The sequence below is a fragment of the Phaeobacter sp. JH20_02 genome (assembly GCF_048056915.1).
GTDB lineage: Bacteria > Pseudomonadota > Alphaproteobacteria > Rhodobacterales > Rhodobacteraceae > Phaeobacter > Phaeobacter bryozoorum.
This window is the reverse complement of the sequence record NZ_JAYMVP010000029.1, coordinates 192971-208486: the sequence shown is the minus strand read 5'-3', so window position 1 is coordinate 208486 and position 15516 is coordinate 192971. Positions and strand designations below refer to the sequence as shown.

Genomic DNA, 15516 nt, shown 5'->3' with positions numbered 1-15516 from the left:
ACAATCAGCACGGAGAGGAACACAGCATGATTTCACAAGGGGACAGCCTGCCGGAGGCAACATTGACGCGGATGGGCAAGGACGGGCCGGAGCAGGTCGCGATCAGCGATCTGACAAAGGGGCGCACGGTGGCGATCTTTGCGGTGCCGGGTGCGTTTACGCCGACCTGCCATTCCGCCCATGTGCCCAGTTTCGTGCGCAACGCCGAGGCGCTGGCGGCCAAGGGCGTGGATGAAATCATCTGCATTGCGGGCAACGATCCCTTTGTGATGCAGGCCTGGTCAGAGGCGACCGGTGCCGGTGCAGCGGGGATCACCATGCTGTCGGACGCCGAATGCGGCTTTACCGATGCGATCGGGATGCGGCTGGACGCGCCTGCGGCGGGGCTGGTCGGGCGCTCTCTGCGCTATGCGATGCTGGCCCGCGACGGCAAGGTCGAGATCATGAATGCCGAGGATTCGCCCGGCAAATGTGAGCTGTCGGCAGGCGAGGCCCTGCTGGAGGCGATGGGCTGAGCCCCTGCCCCAGACCAAGATCGGGACACCAGAAACACCAAGAGAGGCGCGGATACCCGTGCCTCTCTTGTCATTCTACCGGGGATGAAGACGGCGCCTGTCAGACAAGGCTCTCCATCTTGCGCGCCAGCTTGGCGTCCAGCGCGCTGATACCGCCGACGTCATGGGTGGTCAGGGTCACTGTAACGGTATTGTAGACATTGCTCCATTCCGGGTGGTGGTCCCATTTTTCGGCCCAGATCGCAGCCCGCGTCATCCAGCCAAAGGCATCGACGAAGCTGGCGAATTTAAAGGTCTTGGTGATGGCGTCGCGGCCCTCGACCACCTCCCATCCGGCGCTGAACAGCGGGTCCAGCAGCGGGCCACGGGTGGCTTCAGAAAGTTTCTCGGTCATTGTTGCTCCTCCACATGGGGTTTGCGGAACGGACCGTAGTCCGTCAGGATCTCGATCTCTTCCTCGATGGCGCCGCGTTCGGCGTCCAGATAGCGGGCAATTGCATCGGCAAAGCCGGGATCGCCCACCCAATGCAGGCTGTGGGTCTGCCGGGGCAGATAGCCGCGCGCCAGTTTATGTTCGCCCTGCGCGCCTGCTTCGACGGCCGTCAGGCCACGCGCAATCGCGTGTTCAATAGCCTGATAGTAGCACAGTTCGAAGTGCAGACAGGGGTGGTGTTCGGTGCACCCCCAGTAGCGACCGTAAAGCGTCTCACGGCCTAGGAAATTCAGTGCACCGGCCACCGGTATCCCGTCGCGTTCGGCAAGAATCAACAGCATGTCGTCGGCCATGGTGTCATGAGCGATGTCGAAGAACGCGCGGCTGAGATAGGGCGAGCCCCATTTGCGCGCACCGGTGTCCTGATAGAAGGTCCAGAAGGCATCCCAGTGTTCGCGGCGCAGATCGCTGCCGTGGTAACAGCGGATCTCGCCGCCGAAGCCCTGCGCCTGAGCGCGTTCCTTGCGGATGGTCTTGCGCTTGCGCGACGCTAGCGCGGCGAGGAAATCGTCAAAGCTGCGGTAGCCGTCGTTCAGCCAGTGAAACTGCTGGGTGACCCGCGCCATCAGACCCATTTCGGCGCCCATGGCGGCCTCATCCTCGGTGCAGAAGGTGACATGCAGCGAGGAGACGCGGTTATTGGCGGCAAGCTGCACGGCGCCCTGTACCAGCGCGGACTGGCCCACGCCTTCATACCCGGGCCTGACCAGAAAGCGGCGGCCTGTCGCGGGGGTAAAGGGGGCCGCGATCTGAAGTTTGGGATAGTAATGCCCGCCTGCGCGTTCATAGGCATGGGCCCAGTTGTGGTCGAAGATATATTCGCCCTGGCTGTGGGATTTCACATACATAGGGGCGCAGGCAATCAGCAGGCCGTCGCGCCGCGCGGTCAGATACTGCGGCTGCCAGCCGGTGCCCCGCCCCACCGACCCGCTGTCCTCCAGCGCCGACAGGAACCGGTAGGTGGTAAAGGGGTCGAGCGGTGGGCCGCCATCAGCGGCCTCGGGACAGGCGCAGGCGTCCCATTCCGCAGCCTCCAGCTGCGACAGCGCAGCCAGCACTTCGATTTCGATCTGCGCCTGTTCCATTCAAAGCCTCCGCGACAGACAGTATCTGTGTCCGTCGCGGACGGGTTCAACCCGGAATATCAGAAAGATAGCGCTCGAAGGTGACATTATGCGCAATTTTGCGTGCCTCGGTTTCCATCGCGGCAGAGGTCACCGTCCAGCACAGGATCGGCACACCCTGATCACGCAGCTGCGTGACGCGATCCCGGCCGAGGTCCTGCACCTCGTGACTGATGAAACTGGCTTCGACGCGGTCGAAATCGGGGATCGCGCGCAGGTGGTCGCAGGTCGGCGTGCTCAATTCGCGCCAGCTGACCGGATCATAGGCGCTGGTGGTCAGTCCGCGCGGCACCTCCGGCGCCAGCCGTGCCAGCTCTGCCACGGAATGCGGGTTGAAGGACATCAGGGCGACATCGCCCTTGTAGCCCTGCAACTGGCGCAGGGTGTCTGCCTCCAGCGCGCCGATGTTGGGGCCCATATCGCCGTCCTGATCCTTCAGCTCGATCAGCAGCGGCGCGCGGCCTGCCACCAGATCAAGGATCTCGGCCAGATCGGGGATACATTCACCGTCGCCGCCCTTGAGCGGGATCGCGCGCAGCTGATCGCGGGTGTGATCCGCCACCAGACCGGTGCCTTCGGCCAGCCGGTCCAGGGCGTAATCGTGAAACACCATGGCGCAGCCGTCCGAGGACAGCTGCAAATCCATTTCGATACCATAGCCAGCCTCGATCGCGGCGCGCATGGCGGCGCGGCTGTTTTCCGGGCGGCCATCGCGCACATCATGCAGCGCGCGATGGGTTATGGGCTGGCGCAGGAGTGCGGCAGGCAGGTCAGCTCTCATGAGATCTGGAACACGCCGTCGATTTCCACAGCGACCCCCAGCGGCAGCGAAGGAGAGCTGACGGCGGCACGGGCATGACGGCCGGCATCGCCCAGCACTTCGACCATCAGATCGGAAGCGCCGTTCACCACCTGCGGCTGGTCGGTGAAACTGTCGGTGGAATTCACAAAAGCGCCGAGTTTGACGACGCGCTTCAGGCGATTGAGATCGCCATCACAGGCGGCTTTCAGCTGCGCCAGCAGCGCGATGGCACATTGGCGGGCGGCTTTCTGACCTGCGGCCACATCCATGTCGGCGCCCAGTTTGCCGGTGATCAGCCCTTCGGGGCCGGCCGAGATCTGGCCGGAGATGTAGACCATATCGCCGACCACGACATAGGGGACGTAATTGGCAGCCGGGGCCGGTGCGCTCGGCAGCTGAATGCCCAGTTCTTTGAGTTTGGCTTCGATATCCATGGGTGCAGTCCTTTGCATCAGGTTTTGCGGAACGCTAACCGGGAAGCGGCAGGGCGGAAAGCAAAAAACCGCCCCGGGTGGGGCGGTTTTGCGACGTGTCCGCGGCTTCGCGCTGCTCGGCCCCGTCAGCTTTCCCTGAAGGCTTTGACGAAGTAGTCGGCAAGGGGTTTCACGAGATAGGCCAGCGGCGTGCGCTCGGCGGTGCGGATGTATCCTTCGACCGGCATACCGGGGATCAGCACCGTGCCCTCGGGCAGGGTTTCCAGCTGGCCGGGATCCAGTTCGATCTCGGTGCGGTAGTAGGAGAGCTTGCTCGCCTGATCCTCAAACGCATCGGCAGAGACCTGTTTCACCGTGCCGAAAAGTTCCGGCGTCAGGCGCTGATCCAGAGCCGGGAAGCGCAGGGTTACCGGCTGACCGACATAGATCTGATCGACATCGGTGGGGGCCACCTGCGCGGCAATCACCAGCGGCCGGTCCTGCGGTACCAGATAAAGCACCGGCTCCGCCGCCCGGATCACCGAGCGCGGCGTATGGACCTGCAGACCATAGACGATGCCGGAGACCGGTGCAGTGATATCGAGCCGCGCCAGACGTTCCTTCAGCGCGCGGCGGGTCTCGGCCAATTCCAGCTCCTGATAGCGCAGATCGCGCAGCCGGGTGATGGCCTGCTCGCGCTGCTGGGTGCCCAGTTTGAGGATTTCGATGTCGATTTCGGTGATGCGCCCCTCGGCTTGGGCCTCGGTGGCAATCAGCTCGCCCAGCGAACCTTGCAGGTCGGCCTCGGTCCGGCGCAGGTTCAGAACCGTTCCGGCCTGCGCCAACCCGCGATCCAGCAGCGACTGCTGGTTTGCCAGCTCCTCCTCGATCAGCTCGAGCTGGGTGCGGCGCGAGGCCTGCTGCGCCAGAACGCCTTTGATCTGATCCTGTATCTGCGAGCGTCGTTTTTCCAGCTGGTCGATTTCGCGCGCCACCGAATCCTTGCGCGCCTGAAACAGGCGGAGCTGGCCCTGCATAAGATCGGCCACCTCTGGCCGGGTTTCGGCCAGTTCGGAAAGCTCGGCGTCGAACTCAACCGTCTCGGCGCTGTCCCGCTCGGCATCAAGGCGCGCGCGGCGTGCCATCAGTTCAAACAGCTGACCTTCGGTGATGACCAGTTGCGAGTGCAGCTCCTTGGCATCCAGCCGCAGCAGCACCGCGCCCTCGGCCACGGTGTCGCCCTCTTCCACCAGAATGTCCTGCACGATGCCGCCGTCGAGGTGCTGCACAACCTGCCGGTTGCGGTCGACCTCAATCCGGCCCGAGGCCACAATGGCACCGGCGATGGAGGTGGCAACCGACCAGGTGCCAAAGCCCCCGAGCAGGATCACAACGCCGAACAGGCCGATCAGCAGCGGACGGCGGGCGGACCAGGATGTGGCCCCGGTATCGGTCTGGTTCATCGCACACCTCCTGGCGCTGCCTGTTGAATGCTCTGGTGGTTCGAAACCATTTCCCGCAGGACCTTGTCCTTGGGGCCAAAGGCGGTCTGGATCCCCTGATCAATGACCAGCAAAAGGTCACATTCCTGAATGGCCGCCGGGCGATGGGCCATGATCAGCACCGATCTGCCATCGGCCTTGAGCTGTTTGATCGCCCGGTTGAGCGCCACCGACCCGTCGTTGTCGAGGTTCGAATTCGGCTCATCCAGAATGACGATCACCGGATCGTCATAAAGCGCGCGCGCCAGGGCGACGCGCTGCATCTGACCGCCGGAGAGCCGCCCGCCTCCAGCCGTGATCCGGGTGTCATAGCCATCGGGCAGATGCACGATCATATCATGGGCCGCGGCCTTTTTCGCGGCGGCGACGACTTTTTCGGAATCCGGGTTGGACGACAGCCGGGCGATGTTCTGGGCAATGGTGCCCTCGAACAGCTGCACGCGCTGCGGCAGGTAGCCGATGTTCTGGCCCAGCACCTCGGGGGCGTATTGCTCCAGCGAGGCGCCATCCAGCCGCACCGTGCCCGCCGCCGGGCGCCAGGCGCCGGTCAGTGCCCGCGCGAGGGTGGATTTGCCGGAGCCTGAAGGACCGATCACGCCGATGGCCCGACCCGGCTGCACCCGGAAGCTGACATTGCGCAGCTGCGGACGGCTGTCCCCCGGCGGCACCACCGCCAGCGCCTGTACTTCGAGATTGGCGGAGGGTTTGGGCAATTCGGTGCGCTGCGGCTCTTCCGGGACTTTCTCCAGCAGCTCGGCGAGATTGCGCCAGCCCTTCAGCGCGCGCTGCACCATCGCCCATTGACCAAGCGCCAGTTCGATAGGCGCCAGCGCCCGGCCCATCAGGATCGAGCCTGCGATCATCGCGCCGGCGGTCACCTCGTTCTGCAGCACCAGATAGGCGCCCAGACCCAGCATCGCCGACTGCAGGAACAGGCGCAGGGTTTTGGTCAATGTGGTGAAGCCGCCGCCGACGTCGCTGGCGGCGACACTGTCCACCAGTGCGGCATCGCGGCCCGCTTTCCAGCGCTGAAACGCGGCGCGGCGCATACCCATCGACTGGATCATCTCCGCTTCGGTGCGGATTTCCTCGGACATCAGATTGGCCCGATGGCCGGAAATGCCTGCCTGCATCTGCGGGCGGCGCGACAGGAACTGGTTCAGCACCGCGATGGCGATGAGAACCGCACCACCGCCAAGCGCCAGCAGCCCGAGCCAGGGGTGGAACAGAGCGATGCCAAACAGGAAGATCGGCGTCCAGGGCAGATCGAATGCGGCACCGAGCACCGGCGAGGCGATCAGACGTTGCACTGATTCCAAATCGCTGAGACCGGTCTGCGCCACCGGATCCTGAGCCACCGCGGAACGGCGGATCATGGCATCGAACACGCGCTGGTCCAGCCCGGCCTGAAACCGCGCCCCGGCCCGCGACAGAATGCGACCGCGCGCATAATCCAGAATACCCATGGTGCCGTAGAGAAACACCACCAGCAGTGACAGCGCGATCAGCGTCGCCACCGACCGGCTGCCCAGCACCCGGTCATAGACCTGCATCATGTATAGCGGTCCCGTCAGCATCAGCATATTCACAAAGAAGCTGAAGATACCGACCGACCAATAGAGACCACGACTGCGGCGACGATGCGCCCGCAGCTCATCGAAGCCGGATTTATTAGTAGTTTTCGTCATGAGAGGTCTGCAATTCCCTGTCAATATGCCCTATGTATCAGCCACGCGCGCAGAAAACCGGACCACATATGTTCCAAATCTGCCACAACTGTGTAAACAAGCCCAGTCTCTGACTAGGCAGAGCTGAGAAACACCCTAAGTGGGTCCAACGCGCCCACAGCAGACAGATTGGACACCGAAGCGAATGACCTTCCCGCTGCGACCTTTTTTGATTATGGCCCTGGTAACTGTTACGTCGACACTGGCAGGCTGCGCAACCCAAGATAGTGTCTCGCGCGCGTCGGGTGAGGTGTTCGATCCTTACGAGAACACCAACCGGTCCATTCACAATTTCAACCGTGGTGTTGACCGCTTTGCCTTTCGCCCCGCTGCCAAGGGTTATGTCGCGATTGTGCCGCCGGATATGGTGACCAGTTTCAACAACTTTGCCGAGAACCTGTCGATGCCGGGTCAGGCGGTGAATGCGCTGTTGCAGGGCAATTTCAAGGAATCGGGCATCGCTGTATCGCGCTTTGTGATCAATACGATCTTTGGCATCGGCGGCCTTGGCGATCCGGCCTCTGACTTCAACGTGCCGCGTGTGGACACCAATTTCGGCGAGACGCTGCATGTCTGGGGTGTTGGCGAAGGCGCCTATGTCGAGCTGCCGTTCTTTGGCCCCTCCACCGCCCGCGACGGGGCTGGCATCGTGGTGGATTTCTTCACCAATCCGATCAGCTACGCTCGGCATAATCCAGCCGACAACATCGGCATCTATGCCGAGGTGGTGCGTCGTCTGGGGGATCGTGGCACATATTCCGACACCATCGACTCGATTTTGTATGAGAGCGCCGACAGCTACGCGCAGGCGCGGCTGATCTACCTTCAGAACCGCCGCTTCGAGTTGGGCGGCGATCAAAGTGAATACGAAGGGGTCTATGGCGATCCCTATTCAGATCCGTATGAGGACATCTATGCCGAGTAATTTTCTGACCCGCCGCAGTTTCCTGGCCACTGGCGTTGCCTTTCTCGGGCTGGCCGCCCTGCCCGGTAAAGTGCTTGCCCTGAGTGAAGCCGCCGCGCGCAGCCTTGTCGGCAGCGTTGTTGGCGACATCAACAAGGTCATCGCCTCCGGCAAGTCCGAAGGTGCGATGATCCGTGATTTCGAGAAGATTTTCGTGCGCTATGCGGATGTGAACATCATGGCGCGCTATGCGCTGGGTGTGGATGCCCGCCGCGCCTCGGGCGCGCAGATGAACGCTTTTGCCGATGCGTTCCAGGGCTATATCTCCCGCAAATACGGCAAGCGGTTCCGCGAGTTCATCGGCGGTTCGGTCGAGGTGCAATCCGCGCGCAAGATCAAGGCGGGTTATGAGATCAAATCGCTGGCCAAGCTGAAAGGTCAGGCGCCGTTTGAGGTGACCTTCCTCGTGTCCGATAAATCCGGTCGCGACAAATTCTACAACATGTTCATCGAAGGCGTGAACCTGCTGTTGACCGAACGCACCGAGATCGGGGCCATCCTTGACCGCAACAAGGGTGATATCAACAAGCTGATCGCCGAGCTGAAGCGGCTGAGCTGAGTTCAGCCACCGCAGCGTCAGACAGATCACGAAGAAGGGGCCCGGCGGCCCCTTTTTCTATTTCAGGATTGCAGTTTGTGCGCCGCGCCCGGTCAGCGCGCAGAAGGTCGCGCGATGATCCCCAGCGCGGTGCGACACCAAACGGGGCTACCGGCGGTCACCAAACGGAGTGACTGACCGCCGACGACCGCGCCGGAACGCTGCACGGTGACAGCGCAGAGACATGCGGGAATATGACCCATATTGGCCCGGCTTGGTCCGGCGTGATGCGCTATCGGTTGCCGAAGATGTCACGCAGCAGACCGTCCACCGCGCGCCCCAGTTCCTGCCCGACGTTGGGCCGCTGGCGACGCTGTGGCTGCGGTTGTGGCGGTGGTGCGATGGGCTGCGGTGCGATCATCGGCAGCGGTTTGGGTGTCAGACCGTCATGCACCCGCACCATGACCTCGCGCCAGATATCGGCGGGCAGACCGCCACCGGTCACGCCGGAGAGCGGCGTGTTGTCATCATAACCCATCCAGACGCCCGCGACATAATCGGCAGTGAAGCCCACAAACCAGGCATCACGGGCCGCCTGTGTCGTGCCGGTCTTGCCTGCCGCCTGCCAGCCGGGGATCTGCGCCCGCCGACCGCTGCCCTGCGACACCACCTGTTCCATCATCCAGATCAGTTCCCGCGCCGCCTTGGTCTGGATCACCCGCTCGCCCAGACCGCCGCTGGCGCCCATCAGAGGGGTGTTGTCGCCAATGATCGTCAGCTCCGTCACGCCATATGGGGTCACCGAGGAGCCACCATTGAGAATGCCCGCATAGGCTCCGGTCATATCAAGCAGCGTGCTTTCGGAGGCACCCAGCGCCAGCGCCGGGCCGGCGGCCAGTTCACTGTCCAGTCCGAAATCACCGGCCACGCGACGCACCAGATCGCGACCCACCGCCTCGGACACTTTTACAGCCGGGACGTTCAGCGAATCCCGCAGGGCCTGCGCCAGGGTGACCTCGCCATAGAATTTCCGCGTATAGTTCTTTGGGCACCACTGGCCGGACCCCGGAACATCAAGGCAATATTGCGCGTCCAGCACCCGGTCGAGCGGCGAATACCCCAGTTCAAGCGCCGTGGCATAGACAAAGGGTTTGAAGGCCGAGCCGGTCTGACGCTTGGCCTGGGTCGCGCGGTTGAACACACCGGAGACACGGGATTTGCGCCCACCCACCATTGCCCGGACCGCGCCATCCGCGCTCATCACCACAATGGCGGCCTGCGCCTTGGAGCCTTCGCGGACCTTGGTGTCAAAGACATGGTTCAGCGCATCTTCGGCTGCGCGTTGCAGGCGCTGGTCGATGGTGGTGCGGATCACCACATCCTCGGTTGTCTCATTGCCAAAGAAATCCGGGATGGTGTCCATCACCCAATCGGCGAAATAGCCACCGGCGCGGGCGGCGGCGGCCTCGCTCAGGACCGCAGGCGTATTCTGCGCCGCGCGCATTTCAGCGGTGGTCAGATACCCCTGCTCCTGCATCAGGCGCAGCACGGTGGCGGCGCGATCCTGCGAGCGTTGCAGATTATTGGTCGGTGCCAGCGTCGAAGGGGCTGTCAGCAGACCCGCCAGCATCGCCGCCTCTGCGGCATCCACCTGATTGGCGGATTTGCCGAAATAGCGCTGCGCTGCGGCCTCGGCCCCATAGGCGCCACCGCCCAGATAGGCGCGGTTCATATAGATCGAGAGGATTTCATCCTTGGTGTATTTGGCCTCCATCGCCATCGCGAAGATGGCTTCCTTGGCCTTGCGCCACAGCGACCCCTGGCGGCAGTCGCGTTCATAGGCGCGCTCGCTCTCCCATTCGGTCGGATCATAGACCACGCCGAGGCACAGCAGCTTGGCGGTCTGCTGCGTGATGGTGGAGCCGCCATGGCCGGACAGCGGGCCGCGCCCTTCGCTCAGGTTGATGCGGACAGCGCTGGCAACGCCGCGCGGCGATACACCGAAGTGGCGGTAGAACCGTTTATCCTCTGTCGCGACGATGGCGTTCTTCAGGTAGGGCGAGACGGTTTCGCTGGTGACCACGCCGCCGAATTGATCCCCCCGCCAGGCAAAGACCTCGCCGTTGCGATCGGTGAGCGTGACAGAGCCGCGCGCGCGCCCGTCCAACAGTTCAGCAACCTCGGGCAGTTTCATGTAGTGGTAGCCCACCGCCAGCGCCACCAGCGCGGTCGAGATCATGCCGATCCGCCAGGCAAATCCCCAAGCCAGCCGGAACGCCCAGCGAAATGGTGCCAGCAGCAGCGCGAGGATCTTGCCCAGCAGGGTCTTTGGTTTCTGCGGTTTGCGCGGGCCTCTTCCGCCGCCCCCGGTGCCCCCCGTTTTGCGACCGCCGCCGAACAGGCCAAGCCAGCCCGATTTACGCGGCCTTGCGGTTGATTTCGGCCGTGGTTTGGCCTTGCGCGCGGGCGCTTTGCCCTGCGTGCCGCGCCCCGCTGTCGCGTAGCGCTTGTCTGCGACCAGAGGTCGGCGCCGCGGTCCTTGTGCCATCTTCCAGATCCTGCCCGGTTTGCCCGTTTTGCGGACCATACCGCGTCTACGACGGTTTGTTGAGGGGCAGTTTCACGACATTTCCCCTCTGAAAGCCGGGTGTTTTTTAGGCGGACTGGCAAAAGATCGCCTATTTTTTAGCCGTCCTGCCGCAACCGCCCTCAAAACCTGGCCCGAAACGTTCCACCGACTCGGCTCTGCGGATTTGCTGCACCTGCAAACAGTTCAGGCGCTGTCACCACGCGCCGCCATCATCACAGGGGGTCGGGCATGAAAATGATCATAGCAACCATCAAGCCGTTCAAGCTGGAGGAGGTCCGCGAGGCGCTGACATCCATCGGCGTGTCCGGGCTGATGGTCACGGAAATCAAGGGGTTCGGCGCCCAGTCCGGCCATACGGAGATCTATCGTGGGGCGGAATATGAGGTGAATTTCGTGCCCAAGATGCGGCTGGATCTGGTGGTGCCCTCCGGGCTGGCCGATCAGGTCGTCGACACCATCACCCAGACCGCCCGCACCGGCAAGATCGGTGACGGCAAGATTTTTGTTCTCGACGTTGAGCAGGCGATCCGCGTGCGCACCGGCGAAACCAATCACGACGCGCTGTGAAAACGCGCAAAGGAAGGAAATCAGTTATGCGTAAATCAACCCTTTCCCTTGCAGCGGTGGCGACGCTGGCCCTGCCCGGCCTCGCCCTCGCCCAGGAGACCGCCGCTGCGGCCCCGGCGCCCGGAGCGGCAGCCACCGACACGGTGTTTATCCTCAACTCGCTGCTGTTTCTGGTCGGCGGCTTCCTCGTGTTCTGGATGGCGGCCGGTTTTGCCATGCTGGAAGCGGGTCTGGTGCGGTCGAAAAACGTCACCATGCAGCTGACAAAAAACGTTGCGCTGTTCTCTCTGGCGGCCATCTTCTATTACCTGATCGGCTATAACCTGATGTATCCGCTGGGCACCTGGTCGATTGAGGGCGTCCTCTCCGGTGTCTGGGGTCCAGGCGTTCTGGAGGCGGTGGGCATCACCGCCGAGCAGGCGGATGATTACTCCTATGCCTCCACCGGATCGGATTTCTTCTTCCAGCTGATGTTCTGTGCAACCACGGCCTCCATTGTCTCCGGCACCCTCGCCGAGCGCGTGAAACTCTGGCCCTTCCTCGCCTTTACCATCGTGCTGACCGCAGTGATCTACCCGCTGCAGGCCAGCTGGAAATGGGGCGGCGGCTTCCTCGACGAAATGGGGTTCCTCGACTTTGCAGGCTCCACCGTGGTGCATTCCGTTGGTGGCTGGGCGGCTCTGACCGGCGCGCTGATCCTTGGCCCGCGCATTGGCAAGTACAAGAACGGCAAGACCGTCCCGATGCCCGGATCCAACCTGGCGCTGGCCACCCTTGGGACGTTCATCCTGTGGCTGGGCTGGTTCGGCTTTAACGGTGGCTCGCAGCTGGCGATGGGCACTGTCGGGGATGTCGCGGACGTGAGCCGGATCTTTGCCAATACCAACGCAGCCGCAGCTGGCGGCGCCGTGGCCGCGCTGATCCTGACGCAGCTGCTGTTCAAGAAGCCCGATCTTACCATGATCCTGAACGGCGCGCTGGCGGGTCTGGTGTCGATCACCGCAGAACCGCTGACGCCCGGTCTGGGCATGGCAACGCTGATCGGGGCTGCTGGCGGCATCATCGTGGTCTTTGTGGTGCCACTGCTGGACAAGCTGAAAATCGACGATGTGGTCGGCGCCATCCCGGTTCACCTGGTGGCCGGTATCTGGGGCACCATCGCGGTTGTGCTGACCAACCCCGAAGCGAGCCTGATCACACAGCTGACCGGGATCGTGGTTGTCGCGCTCTTCGTCATTATCTCTTCCGCCGTGGTCTGGCTGATCCTGCGGGCGGTGACCGGTATCCGGGTTGGCGAAGAGGACGAAGTCAACGGTCTGGACATGGCGGAACTGGGTATGGAAGCCTATCCCGAATTTTCCCCCAGCTGATCCGAACCCGGCTTGAAACTGAACGCGGTTCCCGGTGCCTCCGGGGGCCGCGTTTTCATTTGGGTGCCCCACGGGCCGCAGCCAAAAGTCTTTGAAGGCTTTTGCCCAGACGAATTGAGAAAGTCTGGTGAGCCGTCGCAAAAACGCCCCGCCGAAGCGGGGCGTGATCATCGGTTCTGACAGCCTGAATCAGACAGGCGGGATCAGCTAGGCGGGATCAGACGCCAGCGTCGACAATCGCCCGGGCGAGGATCGGCACCGTCTGGGTGTTCAGACCTGCGATATTCATGCGGCTGTCGCCGACCATATAGATGCCGCTGTCGGCGCGCATCTTCTCGACCATTTCAGGCGTGGTGCCGAGCAGTGAGAACATGCCGCGATGCTGGGCCAGGAAGGCAAAGCGGTCAGACCCGGTCAGGCGCTGCAGCTCATCCGCGAGCTGCTGGCGGAGTTTCAGCATGCCAAGGCGGGTCTCTTCCAGTTCCGCCGCCCAATCGGCGCGCAGCGCGTCGTCATTCAGGATCATGGTCACCAGACGCGCGCCATGATCCGGCGGGAAGGAATAGTTCTGCCGGTTCAGGAACGCCAGCGTGCCCTGGTTCAGCCCCTGTGCGCCTGCATCCTGCGATACTGCCATCAGCAGGCCGGTGCGTTCGCGGTAGATGCCGAAGTTCTTTGAACAGCTGGCCGCGATCAGACATTCCGGCGTGTTGGCCGCCACGTAGCGAACGCCCTGCGCGTCCTCTTCCAGACCATCGCCAAAGCCCTGATAGGCAATGTCGATCATCGGAATGAGACCGCGTTCGTTCAGCAGCGCCACCACTTCCTGCCACTGCACGATGTTGAGGTTGGCACCGGTCGGGTTGTGGCAGCAGCCATGCAGCAGCACCACGTCGCCTTTGTTGGCGGTTTTCAGATCTTCAATCATGCCATCGAAATCAACGCCGCAGGTCTCGCGGTCGAAATAGCGATAGGCGACGGTTTCGATGTGCAGATAGTTCAGGATCGAGATGTGGTTTGGCCAGGTCGGGTTCGACACGAACACCCGCGCGCCCGGGTTGGCCATCTTGATCAGCTCAAACGCCTGACGCACGGCACCGGTGCCACCGGGGGTGGCGGCTGCCGCGACATTGCCCCGCTCGACGCTATCCGCAAGGATCAGCTTGATCATCGCGTCGGAATAGGCCGGATCACCGGCCAGGCCGACGTAGGATTTGGAGGTCTGCTCTTCCCACAGTTTATGTTCTGCGGCCTTGATGGCGCGCATCACCGGGGTCACCCCTTCGGCGTTCTTGTAGACGCCGACGCCAAGGTCGATCTTGTCATCGCGCGGGTCGTCGCGATACGTCTGCATCAGCATCAGGATCTTGTCCGCCGGCTGGGGTTTCAGGGTTTCGAACATCAGGTCTCTCCGGTTGCAACGGGAAGGGTTGGGAAGGCGCCCCACTCAGTCCAGGAGCCGTCATAAAGCGAATGATCGGTCTTGCCGATCCGCTCCATGGCGAGGCTGAGGACTGCGGCGGTCACGCCTGACCCACAGGTGGTGATGGCAGGCTTGCTGAGATCGACACCAGCCCGTTCAAAGGCGGCACGCAGCGCGTCCGGCGCTTTCATCGTCTGATCAGCGTTCAGCAGTTCGGTATAGGGCAGGTTCTTGGAGCCGGGGATATGACCCGACCGCAGACCTTCGCGGGGTTCGGCAACCGTGCCCTGAAACCGCGCGGCCGCACGGGCGTCGATGATCTCGTGATCGCCAAGCTTGGCGGCGGAGGACACTTGCGTCACATCACGCAGCAGATGGTTCTGCACCCGCACGGTCATATGGCGGTCGCGGATGACCGGCGGCAGATCTTCGACCGGGTTGCCCTCGGCCTGCCATTTCGGCAGACCACCGTCCAGCACCGCAACATTGGTCTGCCCCATCAGGCGGAACAGCCACCACACCCGCGCCGCCGACCGCAGGCCAGTGCCGTCATAGACCACAACCTGATGGCCGTCTCCGACCCCCATCGCGCGCAGGCGGGACATGAATTTCTCCACCGGGGGAACCATATGCGGCAGCTCGGAGCGATTGTCGGCGATATCGTCGATATCAAAGAAGCGCGCGCCGGGAATATGAGCTGCGTCATACTCCGCCTTGGCGTCTCGCCCTTCGTGCGGCATGTACCACGAGGCATCAAGGAGCCGCAGATCAGGGTCCTTCAGATGCGCAGCAAGCCAGTCTGTCGACACAAGCGTTTTAGGATCATCCAACGTTACCGCCTCCCCTCATATGTGCTGAGGCATCCGTACAACTGCGCGGACAGAGTCGCAAGGGAGGCCGGGCCTGCGGCGCAACAATCTGTCCCACCGGGCCGGATCGGAGGCGCTGCGCCGGGCATCTGCACTCCCTGTCAGCGGACAATCCGCAGCCGAGGGCGCGCGGGTTCGATGGCAGGTTGTGACCGAGGGGCCGGATCCGCCTTGCCCGCCGGGAAACGATGGGCAAAGGACAGCGCCGCGCGGATCACATGCGGGTCCATCCAGCCGCCGGTCAGATCGGCCACGGCGTCGCGGGCCGCTGGGGTGTTGTCGCGGCGCATGTGATGCAGCATCCGCAGACAGGCCGCTTCATCCGCGGTGACACTGGCTCGGGTCGAGAGGGTCAGCGCGTCATGCCCCTGATAAAGCTCGCCGCGCAGGTCATGCAGGCAGCGCACCACCTTGAACAGCGCATGCGCGACCCCCAGGCCGAAACTCTCACCCCAGCGCTCAGCCGCGCTGCAGCAGGCGTGCTGCCAGGCCTGGCTCTGCGGCTCTCGCAGGCAGGTGGTGAAATGGCGCAGCTGTGGCAGCAGCGCGACCTCAAACGGATCAAGCCCCAGTTCCGCAAGCGCGGTTTCTGCGGGCATAGTTGGCATGTCAGCGGCGG

The 15516-nt window shown here is 63.2% G+C and carries 15 protein-coding genes; 5 read left to right on the top strand and 10 right to left on the bottom strand.

Features of this window, described 5'->3' with window-relative positions; genetic code table 11:
- Nucleotides 1-26: 26 nt before the first annotated feature.
- Nucleotides 27-515, top strand: a complete 489-nt coding sequence (locus VWY34_RS19205; RefSeq protein WP_340546790.1) for a peroxiredoxin — start codon at nt 27-29, stop codon at nt 513-515.
- Between the two features lie 100 nt (nt 516-615).
- Here the strand turns inward: VWY34_RS19205 and VWY34_RS19200 are convergent, their stop codons facing one another.
- The 6 genes from VWY34_RS19200 to VWY34_RS19175 all read right to left on the bottom strand — a co-directional run bounded on the left by VWY34_RS19200 (nt 616) and on the right by VWY34_RS19175 (nt 6537).
- A complete protein-coding gene (locus VWY34_RS19200; protein ID WP_416537419.1) occupies nt 616-909 on the bottom strand; it encodes a 4a-hydroxytetrahydrobiopterin dehydratase in 294 nt (97 codons plus the stop codon).
- On the bottom strand, nt 906-2093 hold the full coding sequence (locus tag VWY34_RS19195; protein WP_340546788.1) for a GNAT family N-acetyltransferase: 1188 nt from the start codon (nt 2091-2093) through the stop codon (nt 906-908). Before VWY34_RS19195 ends, VWY34_RS19200 begins: the two co-directional genes overlap by 4 nt.
- 46 nt (nt 2094-2139) lie before the next feature.
- Nucleotides 2140-2913 (bottom strand): glycerophosphodiester phosphodiesterase family protein, encoded by a 774-nt coding sequence (locus VWY34_RS19190; protein ID WP_340546787.1) that lies wholly within the window; start codon nt 2911-2913, stop codon nt 2140-2142.
- On the bottom strand, nt 2910-3368 hold the full coding sequence (locus tag VWY34_RS19185) for a RidA family protein (RefSeq protein WP_340546786.1): 459 nt from the start codon (nt 3366-3368) through the stop codon (nt 2910-2912). Before VWY34_RS19185 ends, VWY34_RS19190 begins: the two co-directional genes overlap by 4 nt.
- 125 nt (nt 3369-3493) lie before the next feature.
- A complete protein-coding gene (locus tag VWY34_RS19180; RefSeq protein ID WP_416535281.1) occupies nt 3494-4810 on the bottom strand; it encodes an HlyD family type I secretion periplasmic adaptor subunit in 1317 nt (438 codons plus the stop codon).
- A complete protein-coding gene (locus tag VWY34_RS19175) occupies nt 4807-6537 on the bottom strand; it encodes a type I secretion system permease/ATPase (protein ID WP_416545258.1) in 1731 nt (576 codons plus the stop codon). Before VWY34_RS19175 ends, VWY34_RS19180 begins: the two co-directional genes overlap by 4 nt.
- Nucleotides 6538-6721: 184 nt before the next feature.
- Here VWY34_RS19175 and VWY34_RS19170 point away from each other — a divergent pair, with 184 nt between their 5' ends.
- Nucleotides 6722-7501: a VacJ family lipoprotein gene (locus VWY34_RS19170; protein ID WP_374015516.1), complete on the top strand. Its 780-nt coding sequence runs from the start codon at nt 6722-6724 to the stop codon at nt 7499-7501.
- Nucleotides 7491-8099: an MlaC/ttg2D family ABC transporter substrate-binding protein gene (locus VWY34_RS19165; protein WP_340546782.1), complete on the top strand. Its 609-nt coding sequence runs from the start codon at nt 7491-7493 to the stop codon at nt 8097-8099. The genes VWY34_RS19170 and VWY34_RS19165 overlap by 11 nt, the downstream gene beginning before the upstream one ends.
- Nucleotides 8100-8370: 271 nt before the next feature.
- On the opposite strand, the gene VWY34_RS19160 is transcribed toward VWY34_RS19165, so the two are convergent.
- Nucleotides 8371-10626: a transglycosylase domain-containing protein gene (locus VWY34_RS19160; protein ID WP_416535283.1), complete on the bottom strand. Its 2256-nt coding sequence runs from the start codon at nt 10624-10626 to the stop codon at nt 8371-8373.
- Between the two features lie 270 nt (nt 10627-10896).
- On the opposite strand from VWY34_RS19160, the gene VWY34_RS19155 reads away from it, so the two are divergent.
- Together VWY34_RS19155 and VWY34_RS19150 are read left to right on the top strand one after the other, a co-directional pair.
- Nucleotides 10897-11235: a P-II family nitrogen regulator gene (locus tag VWY34_RS19155; RefSeq protein ID WP_024095995.1), complete on the top strand. Its 339-nt coding sequence runs from the start codon at nt 10897-10899 to the stop codon at nt 11233-11235.
- Nucleotides 11236-11261: 26 nt separating this feature from the next.
- Nucleotides 11262-12605: an ammonium transporter gene (locus VWY34_RS19150; RefSeq protein ID WP_340546780.1), complete on the top strand. Its 1344-nt coding sequence runs from the start codon at nt 11262-11264 to the stop codon at nt 12603-12605.
- Nucleotides 12606-12822: 217 nt separating this feature from the next.
- On the opposite strand, the gene VWY34_RS19145 is transcribed toward VWY34_RS19150, so the two are convergent.
- The 3 genes from VWY34_RS19145 to VWY34_RS19135 all read right to left on the bottom strand — a co-directional run bounded on the left by VWY34_RS19145 (nt 12823) and on the right by VWY34_RS19135 (nt 15496).
- The gene (locus VWY34_RS19145) at nt 12823-14007 is read right to left on the bottom strand and encodes an amino acid aminotransferase (protein WP_340546779.1); all 1185 of its coding nucleotides are present in this window, start codon (nt 14005-14007) and stop codon (nt 12823-12825) included.
- Nucleotides 14007-14858, bottom strand: coding sequence for a 3-mercaptopyruvate sulfurtransferase (gene sseA, locus VWY34_RS19140; RefSeq protein ID WP_340546778.1), 852 nt, complete (start codon nt 14856-14858; stop codon nt 14007-14009). The genes VWY34_RS19145 and sseA overlap by 1 nt, the downstream gene beginning before the upstream one ends.
- A gap of 140 nt (nt 14859-14998) precedes the next feature.
- Nucleotides 14999-15496 carry a hypothetical protein gene (locus tag VWY34_RS19135; RefSeq protein ID WP_416545256.1) on the bottom strand — a complete coding sequence of 166 codons (498 nt, stop codon included), beginning with the start codon at nt 15494-15496 and terminating at the stop codon, nt 14999-15001.
- Nucleotides 15497-15516 lie beyond the last annotated feature (20 nt).